This window comes from Pseudomonas sp. NFX71 (assembly GCF_048079215.1).
GTDB lineage: Bacteria > Pseudomonadota > Gammaproteobacteria > Pseudomonadales > Pseudomonadaceae > Aquipseudomonas > Aquipseudomonas fluorescens_B.
The window spans coordinates 1603136-1619991 of sequence record NZ_CP182230.1 but is presented as its reverse complement, the minus strand read 5'-3'; the positions used below and the strand labels follow the sequence as shown (position 1 = coordinate 1619991).

General features: G+C 59.1%; 13 protein-coding genes and 1 pseudogene. 10 read left to right on the top strand and 4 right to left on the bottom strand.

The window, feature by feature from the left end; translation table 11 throughout:
* Positions 1–48 precede the first annotated feature (48 nt).
* The gene (locus ACM1ZW_RS07490) at positions 49–1833 is read right to left on the bottom strand and encodes a GspE/PulE family protein (RefSeq protein WP_414884738.1); all 1785 of its coding nucleotides are present in this window, start codon (positions 1831–1833) and stop codon (positions 49–51) included.
* A 90-nt stretch (positions 1834–1923) separates the two neighbouring features.
* On the bottom strand, positions 1924–2262 hold the full coding sequence (locus tag ACM1ZW_RS07485) for a hypothetical protein (RefSeq protein WP_017341373.1): 339 nt from the start codon (positions 2260–2262) through the stop codon (positions 1924–1926).
* A gap of 126 nt (positions 2263–2388) precedes the next feature.
* Between ACM1ZW_RS07485 and ACM1ZW_RS07480 the strand changes: the two genes are divergently transcribed.
* Positions 2389–2859 (top strand): Lrp/AsnC family transcriptional regulator, encoded by a 471-nt coding sequence (locus ACM1ZW_RS07480; RefSeq protein WP_017341372.1) that lies wholly within the window; start codon positions 2389–2391, stop codon positions 2857–2859.
* A 113-nt stretch (positions 2860–2972) separates the two neighbouring features.
* Here ACM1ZW_RS07480 and ACM1ZW_RS07475 read toward each other — a convergent pair whose 3' ends face one another.
* Positions 2973–4340 (bottom strand): inorganic triphosphatase, encoded by a 1368-nt coding sequence (locus ACM1ZW_RS07475; RefSeq protein WP_017341371.1) that lies wholly within the window; start codon positions 4338–4340, stop codon positions 2973–2975.
* Between the two features lie 156 nt (positions 4341–4496).
* On the opposite strand from ACM1ZW_RS07475, the gene argE reads away from it, so the two are divergent.
* Positions 4497–5660, top strand: coding sequence for an acetylornithine deacetylase (gene argE, locus ACM1ZW_RS07470; protein ID WP_416740369.1), 1164 nt, complete (start codon positions 4497–4499; stop codon positions 5658–5660).
* 182 nt (positions 5661–5842) lie between these two features.
* Positions 5843–7141, top strand: a complete 1299-nt coding sequence (argA, locus tag ACM1ZW_RS07465; RefSeq protein WP_017341369.1) for an amino-acid N-acetyltransferase — start codon at positions 5843–5845, stop codon at positions 7139–7141.
* A gap of 154 nt (positions 7142–7295) precedes the next feature.
* Here argA and tauA read toward each other — a convergent pair.
* Positions 7296–7548 (bottom strand): annotated as a pseudogene (gene tauA / locus ACM1ZW_RS07460) (taurine ABC transporter substrate-binding protein); the annotation flags it as partial.
* Between the two features lie 414 nt (positions 7549–7962).
* Between tauA and ACM1ZW_RS07455 the strand changes: the two are divergent.
* The 7 genes from ACM1ZW_RS07455 to ssuD all read left to right on the top strand — a co-directional run bounded on the left by ACM1ZW_RS07455 (position 7963) and on the right by ssuD (position 16851).
* Positions 7963–9315, top strand: coding sequence for an OprD family porin (locus tag ACM1ZW_RS07455; RefSeq protein WP_416740368.1), 1353 nt, complete (start codon positions 7963–7965; stop codon positions 9313–9315).
* 375 nt (positions 9316–9690) lie between these two features.
* Positions 9691–11034, top strand: coding sequence for an OprD family porin (locus ACM1ZW_RS07450; RefSeq protein WP_416740367.1), 1344 nt, complete (start codon positions 9691–9693; stop codon positions 11032–11034).
* A 293-nt stretch (positions 11035–11327) separates the two neighbouring features.
* Positions 11328–11966, top strand: a complete 639-nt coding sequence (locus ACM1ZW_RS07445) for a peroxiredoxin (RefSeq protein WP_017341365.1) — start codon at positions 11328–11330, stop codon at positions 11964–11966.
* 519 nt (positions 11967–12485) lie between these two features.
* Positions 12486–13778, top strand: a complete 1293-nt coding sequence (ltrA, locus tag ACM1ZW_RS07440; RefSeq protein ID WP_416740366.1) for a group II intron reverse transcriptase/maturase — start codon at positions 12486–12488, stop codon at positions 13776–13778.
* Between the two features lie 237 nt (positions 13779–14015).
* Positions 14016–14609 (top strand): NADPH-dependent FMN reductase, encoded by a 594-nt coding sequence (gene ssuE, locus ACM1ZW_RS07435; protein ID WP_416740365.1) that lies wholly within the window; start codon positions 14016–14018, stop codon positions 14607–14609.
* Between the two features lie 102 nt (positions 14610–14711).
* Positions 14712–15677: a sulfonate ABC transporter substrate-binding protein gene (locus ACM1ZW_RS07430; protein WP_416740364.1), complete on the top strand. Its 966-nt coding sequence runs from the start codon at positions 14712–14714 to the stop codon at positions 15675–15677.
* A 25-nt stretch (positions 15678–15702) separates the two neighbouring features.
* The gene (ssuD, locus tag ACM1ZW_RS07425) at positions 15703–16851 is read left to right on the top strand and encodes an FMNH2-dependent alkanesulfonate monooxygenase (protein ID WP_017341362.1); all 1149 of its coding nucleotides are present in this window, start codon (positions 15703–15705) and stop codon (positions 16849–16851) included.
* Positions 16852–16856: the final 5 nt, after the last annotated feature.

Genomic DNA, 16856 nt, shown 5'->3' with positions numbered 1-16856 from the left:
ATAAGAATCGTTTGTCGGTCTTTGCATCATCAGGAGACATAAAAGGTTTCATTTCTGCTCACTCTGCGGTGTCACCCGCAGCACCTCCTCGATTGTCGTCAACCCTGCAGCTACCTTCTGCGCGCCCGACAGCCGCAGACTGCGCATGCCTTCCTTGAACGCCTGACGCCGGATCGCCAGCAGATCGGTGTCGGGGTTGATCAGTGCTTTGAGGCCATCCGTCAGTTGCATGATTTCGTAGACCCCGGCGCGGCCACGGTAGCCGGTGTCGCGGCATTCCAGGCAACCGACGGCGCGCTGGGCATTGCCGGGCAGCGGTGCCTGCCAGGGTTTGGTCAGGGTTTGCCAGTCTTCTTCACTCAGCGTCAGCGGTGCCTTGCAGTGCGGGCACAACGTTCGGACCAGTCGCTGCGCCATGACGCCGAGCACCGTGGCCTTGATCAGGTAATGCGGCACGCCGAGTTCCAGCAGTCGGCTGATGGCGCTGGGCGCGTCGTTGGTGTGCAGCGTCGAGAGCACCAGGTGACCGGTGAGCGCGGCCTGGATCGCCATTTCAGCCGTTTCGAGATCACGGATCTCGCCGATCATGATGATGTCGGGGTCTTGCCGCATCAGCGCGCGCACGCCGGCGGCAAAGGTCAGTTCGATGTTGTGCTGGACCTGCATCTGGTTGAACGCCGGCTCGACCATCTCGATCGGGTCTTCGATGGTGCAGAGGTTGACCTCCGGCGTCGCCAGTTTCTTCAAGGTGGTGTAGAGCGTGGTGGTCTTGCCCGAGCCGGTCGGCCCGGTCACCAGAATGATGCCGTTGGGCTGACTCGTCATGTCCTGCCAGCGGCGCAGATCATCCGCGGAAAAGCCCAACTGATCGAAGTCCTTGAGCAGCACTTCGGGATCGAAGATCCGCATGACCATTTTTTCGCCAAACGCCGTTGGCAACGTCGACAGCCGCAACTCGACTTCGCCACCGTCCGGCGTCTTGGTTTTCACCCGACCGTCCTGGGGTTTGCGTTTTTCCGCGACATTCATCCGTCCCAGGCTCTTGAGCCGACTGACGATGGCCATGGTCACCTGTGGCGGGAACTGATAGACGTTGTGCAACACACCGTCGATGCGAAAGCGCACCGTGCCTTGCTCGCGACGGGGTTCGATGTGGATATCGCTGGCGCGCTGCTGGAAGGCGTACTGGAACAACCAGTCGACGATATTGACGATGTGCGCGTCGTTGGCGTCCGGCTCCTGGTCGCTGGCGCCGAGGTTGAGCAGTTGCTCGAAGTTGCCCAGGGTGCTGGTCTGTTGATCGTTGTTGGTCGCGCCACTGACCGATTTGGCCAGGCGGAAAAACTCTACGCTGAAACGCTGGATGTCGACCGGGTTGGCCACCACCCGCTTGATCGGCAGCTTCAGAACGTGGGTCAGGTCGGCTTCCCAGCCTTTGACATAGGGCTGGGCGCTGGCCACGGTCACGGCGTCGCGATCAATGGACACCGCGAGAATCTTGTGGCGCTGGGCGAAGGCGTAGGACATCAGCGGCGTAATGGCCGCGACGTTGATTTTCAGCGGGTCGATGCGCAAGTAGGGCTGGCCGGCCTGCTGCGACAACCACAGCGTCAGGCTTTCCAGGTCAAGGTGTTTGCCGGGACGACTGAGGTCGTCCAGCTGCTGGCTGGCGATGAACTCCAGCGGGTGCAGCTGGCCATTGGCGGCGTGACGGCGGCGGGCGTTGAGCGCGTGCTCGGCCGAATCCTGGCTGATAAAGCCCTGGGCGACCAGCTCGCGCAGCAAATCATTGAGATCCAGCCAGCGGTCCTGAATGGCGAGTTGAACGGACATGCGGGCTCCTCGTGAACAACAGTTCGCAAAGGATAGTCGTGGACCCGCTGACCGTTGGGCCACTACCCGACGAAGCCGTATCGGGTTTTTTCAGCCCGTCGCCTGAGTCGCTTCAACCCGCGCAAAATCAGCCGCTTGCAGTTCAACCGAACAGACGCTGATCAGGTTACGTAATTTTTCCGCAATCACTTGCGCACGGTGCCAGCTCAGCCCGTCCATGACGATGTCGAGCGACAGCCAATCGTCCGTGCGCTGCACGTTGACCTGTTGCGGTGTCAGGCATTGCAACGCGAACAGGTTGAGCGCACGGCACAACAGATCCGGTTCGGCCTCGGCGAGCAATTGATAGTGGACGCGGCAGTGGGCATTGCTGGCGTTCCAGACATCGGCGCGGGTAGGCGGGGTGTTCACGGCTTCGAGATGCGGCATGATCGGTCTCCAAAATCACTGGAGGAATTTTTACATTCGATGCCGGGTATTTCTTATCTATGATGGGTCTTATTGGCGATCTATCGAATCATGTGATTCAACAAAACATTGATTACAGGTTTTTCTATGCAAAGCGAACTGGATGGCTACGACCGCAAGATTCTCGCGTTGCTGCAAGAGGACGCTTCGCTCTCCAGCGCGCAGATCGCCGAGCAGGTAGGGCTCTCGCAGTCGCCCTGCTGGCGGCGGATTCAGCGGATGAAGGAGGAGGGGATCATTCGCGGTCAGGTGACGCTGCTGGACCGGAAGAAGATCGGGCTCAACACGCAGATTTTTGCCGAGGTCAAACTCAACGCCCATGGGCGTTCGAACTTTACGGAGTTCACCGAGGCGATTCGCGGCTTTTCCGAAGTGCTGGAGTGTTATGTGCTGATGGGGTCAGTGGATTTCTTGTTGCGGATCGTGACGGCGGACATCGAGGCGTATGAGCGGTTTTTCTTCGAGAAGCTGTCGATGGTGCCGGGAATTCAGGAGGTGAACTCGATTGTGGCGTTGTCGGAAATCAAGTCGACCACCAGCTTGCCGGTGTTGCGCTGATTCGACAGAGGGTTTTTGTGGCGAGGGAGCTTGCTCCCGCTGGGCAGCGGAGCGGCCCCGAAAATGGGCCTGCTGCGCAGTCCAGCGGGAGCAAGCTCCCTCGCCACAAGGACTTACATGCGCAGCAACATCTTCCAGGCACGGTTCTGATAAACCGCGATCGCCTGCTGCTTGCGCGCATCCAGCGATTCATCGGTGATCGGTTCGTTGGCCAGTTGCGCAAGCTGCTTCAGCTCGCCGTACAGTCGATCCATTTCCGGGATCTCCAGCACGTTGCGGGCATGGTGCAACCAGGCCTGGATGCGCTCGATGCGCGGCAGTTGCTCGGCCAGGTCTTCCGGCTGCTGCTGGTAACGCTGCAACTGCAGGGAGGTCGCTTCTTCACCCAGCAAGCGCGGCAGCCAGCTACCCAATTGCGCAGCGCCCTGGCGATTGCCGCGAACATTGCGATCGGCGGCCCAGGTGCGGGCCAGCAACCAGCGCGAGGTATTCAGCGAGAACAGGCCCCAGCGCGGGTCTTCGAGTTCTTCGAGGAACTGCTCCGGCGCGGCTTTACGCACGTCTTCGTCGTCCTGACCGGCCTGTACCAGAGGGCGCCAGTCTTCGAGCAACGCATCCAGTGCGAGGCGCAGGTCGTGTGTCGACTGACGCGGGGCGGCCTGGCCCAGACTGCTCAGCAGGGCGCGCAATTCGGCAAGGTTTTCGACCCAGTCCTGCAACAGACGCCAGTGGCCGTTGAAGCGATATTGCTCGGCCAGACGCTGGCTGCTGCTCAGCAAATGCCAGCTCAACGCGGCGAACGCGTCGTCCAGCGGCATTTCGGCGCTGATCTGCGGCGCCGGCAGGCTCAACGAATAGCTGTTGGCGTCGTACAAGCGGTAACCGCGTTCGGCCTTGCTGATGTCACACGGCATCAGGGCCAGGGTCGCGGCAAGTTCGGCGGCCAGTTCCAGCAGCGCGGCCGGTTCGCCTTCGCGTAGCTCCAGCTCCAGTTCGCAGATTTCTTCTTTCTGCTTGCCGACCACGACGTGGCCCAGGTCCAGCGCGGCTTCGATCACCACTTTGGTCTTGCCACGGCCCCAGGCGATTTCGGCGCGTTCGCGGACGAAATCGGTGGTGAAAATCGGCTTGAGGGTTTTCTTGTCCAGCTCGGCCAGCTCTTCAGGCCAGCATTCGCCATCGAGTTTTTTCACGTCGAGCTTGGCTTTGGGCAGGTTCCAGTCGTATTCGTTACGCTCGGACAAACCGGCGACGCTCTGGCCACGGGTCTTGAGGGTCTGGATCACTTCTTCGCCATCGCGGCGCAGGCGCAGGGCAACCTTGGCGCGGGCCAAGTCACGCTCAGGCGTGTCGAAGTACTGGTTCATCAGTTCACGGCGTTCCCAGCCACTTTTGTTGCGTTTTTTCAGGAGCGGGTGCTCGCGCAGGGCGGCGAGGGTTTCGCGGCTGACGCGGAGTTTGATTTCGGTTTCTTTCTGCATGGCCGGAAAATCCAGGATCGGGAGCGCAGCCGGGGGAATGTGTGGCTGCCAAGGTCGTGCAGTGTACAGGAGTGAACGTTCCTAGGTGCCGCGACGGTTTATTCCTGTCGCCGGATGGTTCTATGATGGACTTCAATTCGCGAGTTGGAGTCAGCGATGCCTTTGCCGTCCATGAAAGATCAGTTCGCTGCGCTGATTGCCACGCCGTCGGTCAGTTGTACCCAGGCCAGCCTCGATCAATCCAACCGTCCAGTGATCGATTTGCTGGCGACGTGGCTCGGCGACCTGGGGTTTGCCTGCGATATCCAGCAGGTCAGCCCCGGCAAATTCAATCTGCTGGCCAGTTTCGGTTCCGGCCCCGGTGGTCTGGTGCTCGCCGGACATAGCGATACCGTGCCGTTCGATGGCGCGCTATGGCAGACCGATCCGTTGAAACTGACCGAAGTCGATGGCCGCTGGGTCGGTCTGGGCAGTTGCGACATGAAAGGCTTTTTCGCCCTGGCCATCGAAGCCGTCCAGCCCTTGCTCGAACAGCCGTTCAAACAGCCGTTGCTGATCCTCGCCACCTGCGATGAAGAAAGCTCGATGTCCGGTGCCCGTGCCTTGGCTCAAGCAGGACGCCCGTTGGGCCGGGCGGCGGTAATCGGCGAGCCGACCGGACTGAAACCGATCCGCATGCACAAAGGCATCATGATGGAGCGCATCGACATCCTCGGTCAGAGCGGCCATTCCTCGGACCCGCGCCTCGGTCATAGCGCTCTCGAAGCCATGCACGATGCCATCGGCGAACTGCGCGGGCTGCGCCTGTTGTGGCAGCGCGAATACCGTAATCCGCAGTTCGGCGTACCGGTGCCGACCATGAACTTCGGCTGCATCCATGGCGGGGACAACCCCAACCGCATCTGTGGCCAGTGCTCGCTGGAATTCGACCTGCGTCCGCTGCCGGGCATGGACCCCAAGATGCTGCGCGCGGAGATTCTGAAGAAACTCAACCCGGTTGCCGAACGCCATCAGGTAAAGATCGATTACGCGCCGCTGTTCCCCGAAGTGCCGCCCTTCGAGCAGGCCGAGGACGCCGAATTGGTGCGCGTCGCGGAAAAGCTTACGGGTCATCGCGCCGAAGCAGTGGCGTTCGGCACCGAAGCGCCTTATCTTCAGCGTCTTGGCTGCGAAACAGTGGTGTTAGGCCCGGGCGACATTGCCTGCGCGCACCAACCGGGGGAATACCTCGAAATGTCACGTTTGCAGCCTACCGTGCATCTATTACGGCAGCTGATCGAACATTACTGCCTGACACCGGCTCAAGCGCCAATGGCTTGAACGCTACCCTTGTAGGCGCAGCCTTCGGCAACTCCTACAGGTATAAATTGCCAATGCCCCAACCCGTATTCATGAGGAGAGCGCGCGTGTCGCCAAGCCTGTTCCGACGATAACCATCAGCCCGCTGTGCGTTTTCCGTTTCGCCCATTTTTTGGCTGCTATTTATTTACAGGCCCAGGTTCATGCCCGAATACGTTAATTGGCTTCGTCACGCTTCGCCTTACATCAACGCCCACCGCGATTGCACCTTCGTCGTCATGCTGCCCGGCGACGGGGTGGAGCACCCGAACTTCGGCAATATCGTCCACGACCTGGTGCTGCTGCACAGCCTCGGCGTGCGACTGGTGCTGGTTCACGGTTCCCGCCCGCAGATCGAAACCCGCCTGGCCGCGCGTGGCCTAACCCCGCATTACCACCACGGGATGCGCATCACCGATGCGGCGACCCTCGAGTGCGTGATCGATGCCGTCGGCCAGCTGCGCATTGCCATCGAAGCACGGCTGTCGATGGACATGGCTTCGTCGCCGATGCAGGGCTCGCGCCTGCGGGTGGCCAGCGGCAACCTGGTGACTGCACGGCCGATCGGTGTGCTCGAAGGTGTCGACTATCACCACACCGGCGAAGTGCGCCGGGTTGACCGCAAAGGCATCAATCGCCTGCTGGACGAGCGCTCCATCGTGTTGCTGTCGCCGTTGGGTTACTCGCCGACCGGTGAGATTTTCAACCTCGCGTGTGAAGACGTGGCGACCCGCGCGGCCATTGATCTGGGGGCCGATAAACTGCTGCTGTTCGGTGCCGACCTGGGTTTGATCGATGAAAACGGTCGTCTGGTGCGTGAACTGCGTCCCCAGCAAGTGCCGGCGCATTTGCAGCGTCTGGGCAATAACTATCAGGGCGAATTGCTGGACGCTGCGGCTGAAGCTTGCCGTGGCGGCGTGGCGCGCAGTCATATCGTCAGTTACGTCGAAGACGGCGCACTGTTGACCGAACTGTTCACCCGTGACGGTGGCGGTACGCTGGTGGCGCAGGAACAATTCGAAGTCGTGCGTGAAGCCGCGATTGAAGACGTTGGCGGTCTGCTGGACCTGATCAGCCCGCTGGAAGAGCAGGGGATTCTGGTACGTCGTTCGCGCGAAGTGCTGGAGCGAGAAATCGAGCAGTTCAGTGTGGTCGAGCGCGAAGGCATGATCATCGCGTGTGCGGCGCTGTATCAGATTGCCGATTCGGATGCGGGGGAGCTGGCGTGCCTGGCGGTGAACCCGGAGTACCGGCATGGTGGCCGTGGGGATGAGCTGTTGGAGCGGATCGAAACCCGCGCTCGGGCTCAGGGGTTGAAGACGCTGTTCGTCCTCACCACCCGGACCGCCCACTGGTTCCGCGAGCGTGGCTTCGTGCCGAGCAGCGTCGAGCGCCTGCCGTCGGCGCGGGCGTCGCTGTACAACTATCAGCGTAATTCGAAGATCTTCGAAAAAGCCCTGTAACCGCAGGCTTTTGTGGCGAGGGAGCTTGCTCCCGCTGGGCTGCGCAGCAGCCCCAAAACAGGCAAACGCGTTATGTCTGACTTATCGCGTTGCCGGGTTTGGGTGTCCTTCGGCCCCCAGCGGGAGCAAGCTCCCTCGCCACAGGGTTTGTGTGTTACTCGGCGACGAATTTCGCGCTGACATACGGCGAGTAATCTGGCAGCACCGTCTCAACCTTCCCTTGTTCCTTCAAGAACTTCGCCGTCTCACCCATGGCCTTCGCCGTGCCGCCGTCCAGCAGCGCGGTGGTCTGTTGTGCCTTGGCATCCGGGAAAGCTGAACCGGCCAGCAGTTCTGGCACATCGGCGGCATTGGCACCGGTCAGTTTGACGATTTTCTTGCACCGGTACCGAATCAGCGGTCCAGCTGGTTTGGAGCACTCAAAGAAATAATACCGATACACAAACTGTAACAATTGAGCTGGATAGTGCGCGCTTGGCCGTCATGGCGTTGCTTTAAATGAGATTGAAAGCGGTTTTTTAAATCCAATTCATCTAAAAAAAATAAAATTAAATACCTTTTGGAAATTAGCTTTGGAAGGGTTTTTTCAGCGAGCTCATTCCCAAAGGGTATGAAAAAGAAGCACAGACTTCTTTTTAGGTTTATGGCGACGTCATAAACCCGCATGGACCGAATTGACGGGGGTTAGACCATGGTCGTAGACACAGATAGTTACGATTGACTTGTAGGTCACGGTCTGGCGCTAATCGCAAATCCTAGGATCCCGAGCGTTTGAACTCAGGACCAGGACTACAAGAATTAGAAACGAGAGGAGCTTAACAATGAACAAGTCCACCTTGGCCTTGGCCGTGGCCGTAGGGGTTTTGGCGCAGCAGGCAGGCGCCGCCGGTTTCATCGAAGACAGCAAGGCTTCCGTCAGTTCTCGGACGATGTATTACAACGCTGATACCCGCGAAGGGACTGCCAACGATCAGCGCGAAACCGCTCAAGGCTTCAAGTTCGATTACCTGTCCGGTTTCACTCAAGGCGTAGTTGGGTTTGGTATTGACGCCCAGGCGCTGGTGGGCATCCATCTGGACGGTGGTCGTGGTCATCACCCGGACAACAACAACTTTTTCCCAAGCGACAGCGACGGCTCGGCATCCGATCCATGGAGCCGCGTAGCGGGTAACGTCAAAGCGCGCTTCTCGAAAACCGAGGCCCACCTGGGTGGGGCGCTGCAACCCAACATGCCGATCCTGGTCGCGAACGACAGCCGTCTGCTTCCACAGACTTTCGAGGGTGGCACCATCACCTCGAAGGAGATCGACAACTTCACGTTCAACGTCGGTCAACTTGAGCATGCAGCGGGTCGCGCATCCTCGAACACCACCGGCCTGGCAGTGGCTGGCGGTACCGAAGAAAGCAACCAGTTCCGTTACGCCGGTGCTGACTGGAAGGTTACCAAGGACCTGACGCTGCAGTACTACCACGCGAACCTGGAAGATTATTACAAGCAAAACTTCTTCGGCCTCGTGCACGTCTTCCCGATCAGCAACAACCAGTCTTTCAAGACCGACCTGCGCTACTTCGACAGCAGCTCCGACGGCAAGAATGGTGATGCGGGTTATCGCTTCAACAACAACAACGGCTACGCCAAGACCCCAGGCGAGGTTGATAACACGACCTGGAGCGCCATGTTCACTTACACCTTGGGTGGCAGTGCTTTCCTGGTCGGTCACCAGCGTGTCAGCGACGACGGCGGTTTCGTATATCTGAACCAGGGCAACGTGGTCGATGGCAATGGTCGCAACGAAGGGGCGGCGGGCGCCAGCTTCTATCTGTTCACTGACTCGATGATCAACGGTTTCGTCCGTGCAGGCGAAAACACCACCTTCGGTCAGTACACTTATGACTTCGCCTCTCTGGGGGTTCCAGGCCTGAAGGCCTCGGCTGCTTATCTGCGCGGCGAGAACATCAAAGCCTCCAATGGCGTGGGTAAAGACCTGACCGAGTGGGAGCGCGACCTGCGTGTGGATTACGTGATTCAAACGGGTCCATTGAAAGGTTTCGGCACCACACTACGTCATGGCACATACCGTGGTGACACTCCGAACGCGACCTCGAACTCGTCACGCATTGCTGCCCAGGACCAGACCCGTCTGATCTTCAACTACACCTACAGCTTCATGTAACAAGCTTCGCGAAGAGAGCCTCGCCGGCCGGCGGGGCTTTTTTTTTGCGTTTTTTTTAATATTCGAATTAGGAATTGATCAGTAATTTAATATTCTTTTTAGCTTTTAAGATAAATCCCTAAAGTGAATCCCGTCGGGGCCGATACTAGTGTCCCTTGGCGATCAAAATGCCGTCTTTTATTCCCGTACGGCATTAAAAAAGAATGAATTGAGTTTTTTCCGTTTACCATGCCGGCCCATTTTCCGCAGTCAGACCGTTGACTTAGAGCCTTCGGTTGAGTGGCGTGCGGATCGCGGACAGCGGCACACGCGCATTTCAGGATCCAGAGCATTCGACTCAGGACCGAAAAAATTAGAAACGAGAGGAGCGAAACAATGAACAAGTCCACTTTGGCCCTGGCCGTGGCCGTAGGGGTTTTGGCGCAGCAGGCAGGCGCCGCCGGTTTCATCGAAGACAGCAAGGCTACATTGGGGCTGCGTAACTTCTACATCAATACCGATAACCGTGACGGTCCTGGCGCGAACAAGAACGAAGAATGGGGCCAAGGCTTCGATCTGCGTTTCATCTCGGGCTACACCCAAGGTACTGTCGGCTTCGGTATCGATGCCATTGGTCTTCTGGGCGTACGTCTGGATTCGGGTGGCGGTACCAATGGCAATGCCGGTACCGCTTACGGCGGCACTGTGTTCCCGAGCGAGTCCAACGGCAAGGCGGTGGATAACTTCTCCAGCCTGGGCCTGACTGCCAAAGCCAAAATCTCCCAGACCGAACTGAAGCTGGGCACGCTGCAGCCGAAGAACCCGGTTATCGTCACCAACGATGGTCGTCTGCTGCCACAAACCTGGCAGGGCGGCCAGATCACTTCCGGCGAAATCAAGGACCTGACCCTGGTTGGCGGTCAGATTGAAGCTGCCAAGGGCCGTAACTCCAGCAACAACGAACAGCTGAGCATCTCCGGTGCGAATACTCGCGGTACTGGCTGGCGCGACAGCAACAAGTTCATTTATGCCGGTGGCGACTACAAAATCACCAAAGACCTGACCGCTCAGTACTACTACGGCAACCTGGAATACTTCTACAAGCAACACTTCTTGGGCCTGGTTCACAACTGGTCAATCGGTCCAGGTGTGCTGAAGTCTGACTTCCGTTACTTCAACAGCTCTGATGACGGCAAAAACGGCACCGACTCGGCGTACTACAGCACCGGTAACTACACCGGCGTACGTAATGGTCGCGGTGAAGTGTCCAACAACCTGTACAGCGGCTTGTTCCTATACTCCGTTGCCGGCCACACCTTCGGTGGCGGTTACCAGGTCAGTAACGGCAGCAGCGACTTCCCTTGGCTGAACCAGGGTGACGGCTCGTCGAACTACACCATCACCGACATGCAAATTCAGAAGTTCAACCGTGCCGGCGAGAAAACCTGGCAAGCACGCTACTCCTATGACTTCGCCAAAGTGGGTGTACCTGGCCTGACCGCCGGTGCTGTTTACCTCAAAGGTGACGACATCGACCTCGTAGGCACCAATGGCCGCGAAAGCACTTCGGGTCGTTCCGAGTGGGAACGTGACTTCACCTTGGCCTACGTAGTGCCAGAAGGTCCGCTGAAAAACGTTGGCTTCATGTGGAAGAACGCTACCTGGCGCACCGACCTCCCGGGCGTTCGCTCCCAGGACGAAAACCGCCTGATCGTCAGCTACTCGATCCCGCTGTTGTAATAGCGCTCGCGTAACCGCTGAAAAAAAAGCCCCGCCCGGCATCACGCCGGGCGGGGCTTTTGCGTTTCCAGGGCGGGGTCACCCCCGTAATCCCGCCCTGATTTCCCTCTTTTGCAGCAACTCAAGGCCTTCTCGAACCTTGGAAACGATAGTCGTCGCGATGGATTGGCGGGTCCAGTGAACAGTTATTTAATATTCATTTTCGGTCTAATAATCTAGATATATATTCTTTTTGTATGATCCCCAACACGAGCTACAGTTGAGTTCTACATCACACTCATCAGGAGCCCACCATGAGCATCAGACTCGGCGACATCGCCCCCGATTTCGAGCAGGATTCCAGCGTCGGCACCATCCGTTTCCATGAATGGCTGGGCGATAGTTGGGGCGTGCTGTTCTCCCACCCGGCAGACTTCACCCCAGTGTGCACCACCGAGCTGGGCTTCACCGCCAAGCTCAAGGATGAATTCGCCAAGCGCGGGGTCAAGGCCATTGCGCTGTCCGTGGACCCGGTGGACTCGCACCACAAGTGGATCGAGGACATCAACGAAACCCAGAACACGACCGTCAACTTCCCGATCCTGGCCGACGCTGACCGCAAGGTGTCGGACCTGTACGACCTGATTCACCCGAACGCCAACGACACTTTGACCGTGCGTTCGCTGTTCGTGATCGACCCGAACAAAAAGGTTCGGCTGACCATCACCTACCCGGCCAGCACCGGCCGTAACTTCCATGAAATCCTGCGGGTGATCGACTCGCTGCAACTCACCGACAACTACAAGGTGGCCACCCCGGCCAACTGGAAGGACGGTGAAGAAGTGGTGATCGTGCCGTCGCTGCAGGACCCGGACGAAATCAAGAAACGCTTTCCCAAGGGCTATCGCGCGGTGAAGCCGTACCTGCGTCTGACGCCGCAACCGAACAAGTAAACCTTCAGCACATGGTTCAAGTTATCCGAACAACAGGGGATTTCAGGCCGTTTCGACGGCCTTTTTTATGTGCGCCCAGCATGGGCGCAATCTTGTGGGTGAAAGTCCCGCCGTAAGCTGACCACAGCGAACGAAGTGAAGCGCAACTGCATGAGGGCGACCGAGTGTGGGGAGGAAGCGTGAATCGAAACCGCGAGCCGATGTACAAGAACCGGATACAAGGCGAAGCCGACCAGGGCGAGCGGGCATAAAACCGCGAAGCTCTTGTGGTCAAGGGTCAGGCAGCGTAAATCCGGCGGTTGTGCGGTGAAGGATTGCGTTCTTACCTGGGGAGATCTCGCCTTGTGCCTGAAAGGGCGACGGCGCGAGTCGGAGCGAGAAGTCAGCAGAGGCCGTAGTAGTCTTTTTTTTGACGAAGGGCCGAACGAGAGAAAGCGTCATAGGCCATGTTGATGCGAAAGACCGGAAGTCAGATGCCTGCCAAACGCGGGGCGGACGGAGATAACGAGCGGTGAAACCGTGAGAAATCCTGTCAGCGACGAGGTCAATCGCCCGCAAAATGAACCCGATAACGCAGGACAAGGGCTGCTGGAACGGGCCTTTGCGAGAGAAAACCTGAAACGGGCGTGGAAACGGGTCAAGGCCAACAAAGGTGCAGCGGGAGTCGACGGTCTGGATATTGATCAGACGGCCGAGTACCTGCTGACCCAATGGGCGGGGATTCGTGAACAGCTTCTTTCAGGAGTCTACCGGCCCAGTCCGGTACGGCGTGTGGTCATTCCCAAACCTGACGGCGGTCAACGCGAGTTGGGTATCCCAACGGTCACCGACCGTTTGATCCAACAAGCGTTGCTGCAAGCCTTGCAGCCATTACTCGATCCGACCTTCAGTGAACACAGCTACGGCTTCCGTCCGGGACGCTGTGCGCAGGACGCCGTTTTAGCGGCTCAGCGCTATGCCTCTTCAGGACGTAAAGTGGTGGTGGATGTTGATCTGGAGAAGTTCTTCGACCGGGTCGATCACGACATCTTGATGGATCGTTTGCGCAAACGGATTACGGATCAGGCGGTTATCCGGCTGATTCGCGCCTATCTGGATGCGGGAACGCTGATCAATGGCGTGGTCGAGAAAAGCCGCTGCGGGGCGCCGCAAGGCGGCCCACTGTCGCCGTTGTTGGCGAACGTGCTGCTGGACGAAGTGGATCGGGAGCTTGAACGCCGAGGCCATTGTTTCGTGCGCTATGCCGACGATGCGAACGTGTATGTGCGCAGTCAGAAGGCGGGGCAGCGGGTAATGGCCCTGCTGAGGCGGCTGTACGAAAAGCTGCACTTGAGCGTCAACGAGAGCAAGAGTGCAGTGACGAGCGCGTTTGGTCGCAAGTTTCTGGGCTATGAGTTGTGGTCAGCCCGAAGTGAAGTCAAGCGCGCGGTCTCTTATAAGGCGCAGAAACAGTTCAAGCAGCGTATCTGCTGGCTTACCCGGCGCTCCTGCGGGCGTAGCTTGCAACAGGTCGCAGATAATCTCCGGCCTTATCTTTTGGGCTGGAAAGCCTACTTCACGTTGTCGCAAACACCGGCAGTCTGGCGCAAGCTGGACGAATGGATACGACATCGACTGAGAGCGATCCAGCTCAGGCAGTGGAAGCGTGGCCCTACGATCTATCGAGAGCTGCGGACACTGGGGGCGAGCCAGCAGGTGGCGCAGAGGGTGGCCAGTAACTCTCATCGCTGGTGGCGTAATAGCCGTTTTGAGTTGAATCGTGTGCTGAATATTGCGTGGTTCGACAGGCTGGGATTGGCGCGCCTCTCATAACCTCAATCTCTCGAACCGCCCGGTGCGGACCCGCATGCCGGGTGGTGTGGCAGGGGAGCGGCCTATGAAGCCGTCCCCTATGCCGATGCCTGGAAAACACGGCGCCCGTATATCTCTTTATCGAATAACCAAATGAATAAATATGATTTAAAGATATATGAATCACCTGTTAAGGTCTCTTCATCGAAGCGAGATCGCACACGGCGAATCGCCAACACCGTTCAAGGAATCGTCTGAATGCTGGTCGTCTCACTGGGTGGCAGTCCGAGCCAACGCTCCCGTTCCGGGGTGCTGCTGGAGCGCTCCCAACGCTGGTTGCAGGAACAGGGTGTGGAAGTGGTGAGTTACCAGGTGCGGGACTTCCCGGCCGAAGACTTGCTACACGCACGTTTCGACAGCCCGAAGGTGATCGACCTGCTGCAACAGATTGAAAACGCCGACGGCCTGCTGATCGCGACGCCGGTGTACAAGGCATCGTTCTCCGGCGCACTGAAAACCATACTGGACCTGCTGCCCGAACGCGCCCTGGCCCACAAAGTGGTTTTGCCGATGGCTACCGGCGGCAGCATCGCCCACATGCTGGCGGTGGATTACGCACTCAAACCGGTGTTGTCGGCGTTGAAGGCCCAGGAAATGCTCCACGGGATTTTCGCTGCGGACAGCCAGATCGCTTACGGTGAAGGCAGCGCACAAGCGCAACTGGCGCCAGAGCTGGAAGAGCGTTTGAACGAATCCCTGGAGCTGTTTTTCAGCGCCATGGCGCGACGGCCGAAGCCGCTCGATCCGAACCTGTTGAATGAACGTCTGTTGAGTGCTCGCTGGAGCATTTAAGCCTGCACTCAAGCCACACCTGAATTCTGAAGTACTCACCTTACTCAGCCGTCAACGGCCAAGCAGGTGCAGCCAAAACCCAACGGCAAAAAGGAGAGCGCTATGCGCACTGTCATTTTGCGTCGTGGTCTGGTCGCTCTGTTTGCTGCGGCTGTGTCCTTCGGCGCCATTACTCAAGCTCAAGCCGAGACCCTTCGGATCGGTTATCAGAAGTACGGCACGCTGGTGCTGCTCAAAGCCAAAGGCACGCTGGAAAAACGCCTCGCCGCCCAAGGCGTGGATGTGCAATGGACTGAATTCCCCGGCGGCCCGCAGCTGCTTGAGGGGCTGAATGTCGGCTCCATCGACTTCGGTGTCACCGGCGAAACGCCTCCGGTATTCGCTCAAGCGGCGGGTGCCGATCTGCTCTACGTCGCCTACGAACCGCCAGCGCCCCACAGCGAAGCGATCCTGGTGCCGAAAGACTCGCCAATCAAATCGGTGAAGGACCTCAAGGGCAGGAAAGTCGTCCTGAACAAAGGCTCCAACGTTCACTACCTGCTGGTTCGCGCGCTGGAAGACGCCGGCCTCAAATACACCGACATCCAGACCGTCTTCCTGCCGCCGGCCGATGCCCGAGCCGCGTTCGAACGTGGCAGCGTCGACGCCTGGGTGATCTGGGACCCATACCAGGCCGCCGCCGAACAACAGCTGCAAGCGCGCACCCTGCGCGATGGCCAAGGCATCGTCGACAACCATCAGTTCTACCTGGCGACCAAACCTTACGCACAGAAAAATCCTGAGGTCATCAAGACCCTCGTGGAAGAAGTGCGCGCCGTCGGCGAGTGGTCAAAGGCCAACCCGGAAGACGTGACCCAACAGGTTTCGCCACTGCTTGGCCTGCCGGCGGACATCACCCTGACCTCGGTGAAACGCCAGGGCTACGGCGCACTGTTCCTGACTCCTGAAGTGGTCGCCGCCCAACAGAAAATTGCCGACAGCTTCTACCAGCTCAAGCTGATTCCGAAGCCGCTGAGCATCAAAGACGTGATCTGGACGCCACCGGCGGCCGTCGCCAACGCGCAGTAATTCGATTCCCCAAGGAGACCACTCCATGAGCCTCAATATCTTCTGGTTCCTGCCTACCCACGGCGACGGCCATTACCTTGGCACCGCCGAGGGCGCTCGCGCCGTCGATCACGGTTACCTGCAACAAGTTGCGCAAGCGGCGGATCGCCTGGGCTTCGGCGGGGTGCTGATTCCCACCGGCCGCTCGTGCGAAGACTCGTGGCTGGTGGCGGCGTCGCTGATCCCGGTGACCCAGCGTCTGAAATTCCTTGTCGCGCTACGCCCCGGGATCATTTCCCCGACGGTGGCCGCGCGTCAGGCCGCGACACTGGATCGCCTGTCCGGCGGTCGTGCGTTGTTCAACCTGGTGACGGGTGGCGATCCGGAAGAACTGGCCGGCGACGGTTTGTTCCTGACACACGAAGAACGCTATCAAGCCTCGGTGGAATTCACCCGCATCTGGCGTCGTGTACTGGAAGGTGAAACCGTTGATTACGACGGTCAGCACATCAGCGTGAAGGGCGCCAAGTTGCTCTATCCGCCGATCCAGCAACCGCGTCCGCCGCTGTACTTCGGCGGCTCTTCGGAAGCGGCGCAGGACCTCGCGGCAGAGCAAGTGGAAATGGTCCTGACCTGGGGCGAGCCACCGGCCGCTGTTGCCGAGAAAATCGAACAGGTTCGCGCTAAAGCCGCGAAGCTTGGCCGCACGGTGCGCTTCGGGATTCGCCTGCATGTGATTGTTCGTGAAACCAATGCCGAAGCCTGGCAAGCCGCGGACCGACTGATCTCGCACCTGGACGACGACACGATCGCCCGTGCCCAGGCTTCACTGGCGCGCTTCGATTCCGTCGGCCAGCAACGCATGGCGGCATTGCATGGCGGCAGCCGCGACAACCTGGAAGTCAGCCCCAACCTGTGGGCGGGCGTCGGTCTGGTGCGTGGCGGTGCTGGCACCGCGTTGGTCGGCGACGGTCCGACCGTGGCCGCGCGCGTGAAGGAATACGCGGACCTGGGCATCGACACCTTCATCTTTTCCGGCTATCCGCACCTCGAAGAGTCCTACCGCGTCGCGGAATTGCTGTTCCCGCATCTCGATATCGAGCGCCCCGAGCTGCCGAAAAGCGCCGGTTACGTCAGTCCGTTTGGCGAGATGGTCGCCAACGACATTCTTCCCAAAGCCGCGCCCCGGAGCTGAGGCGC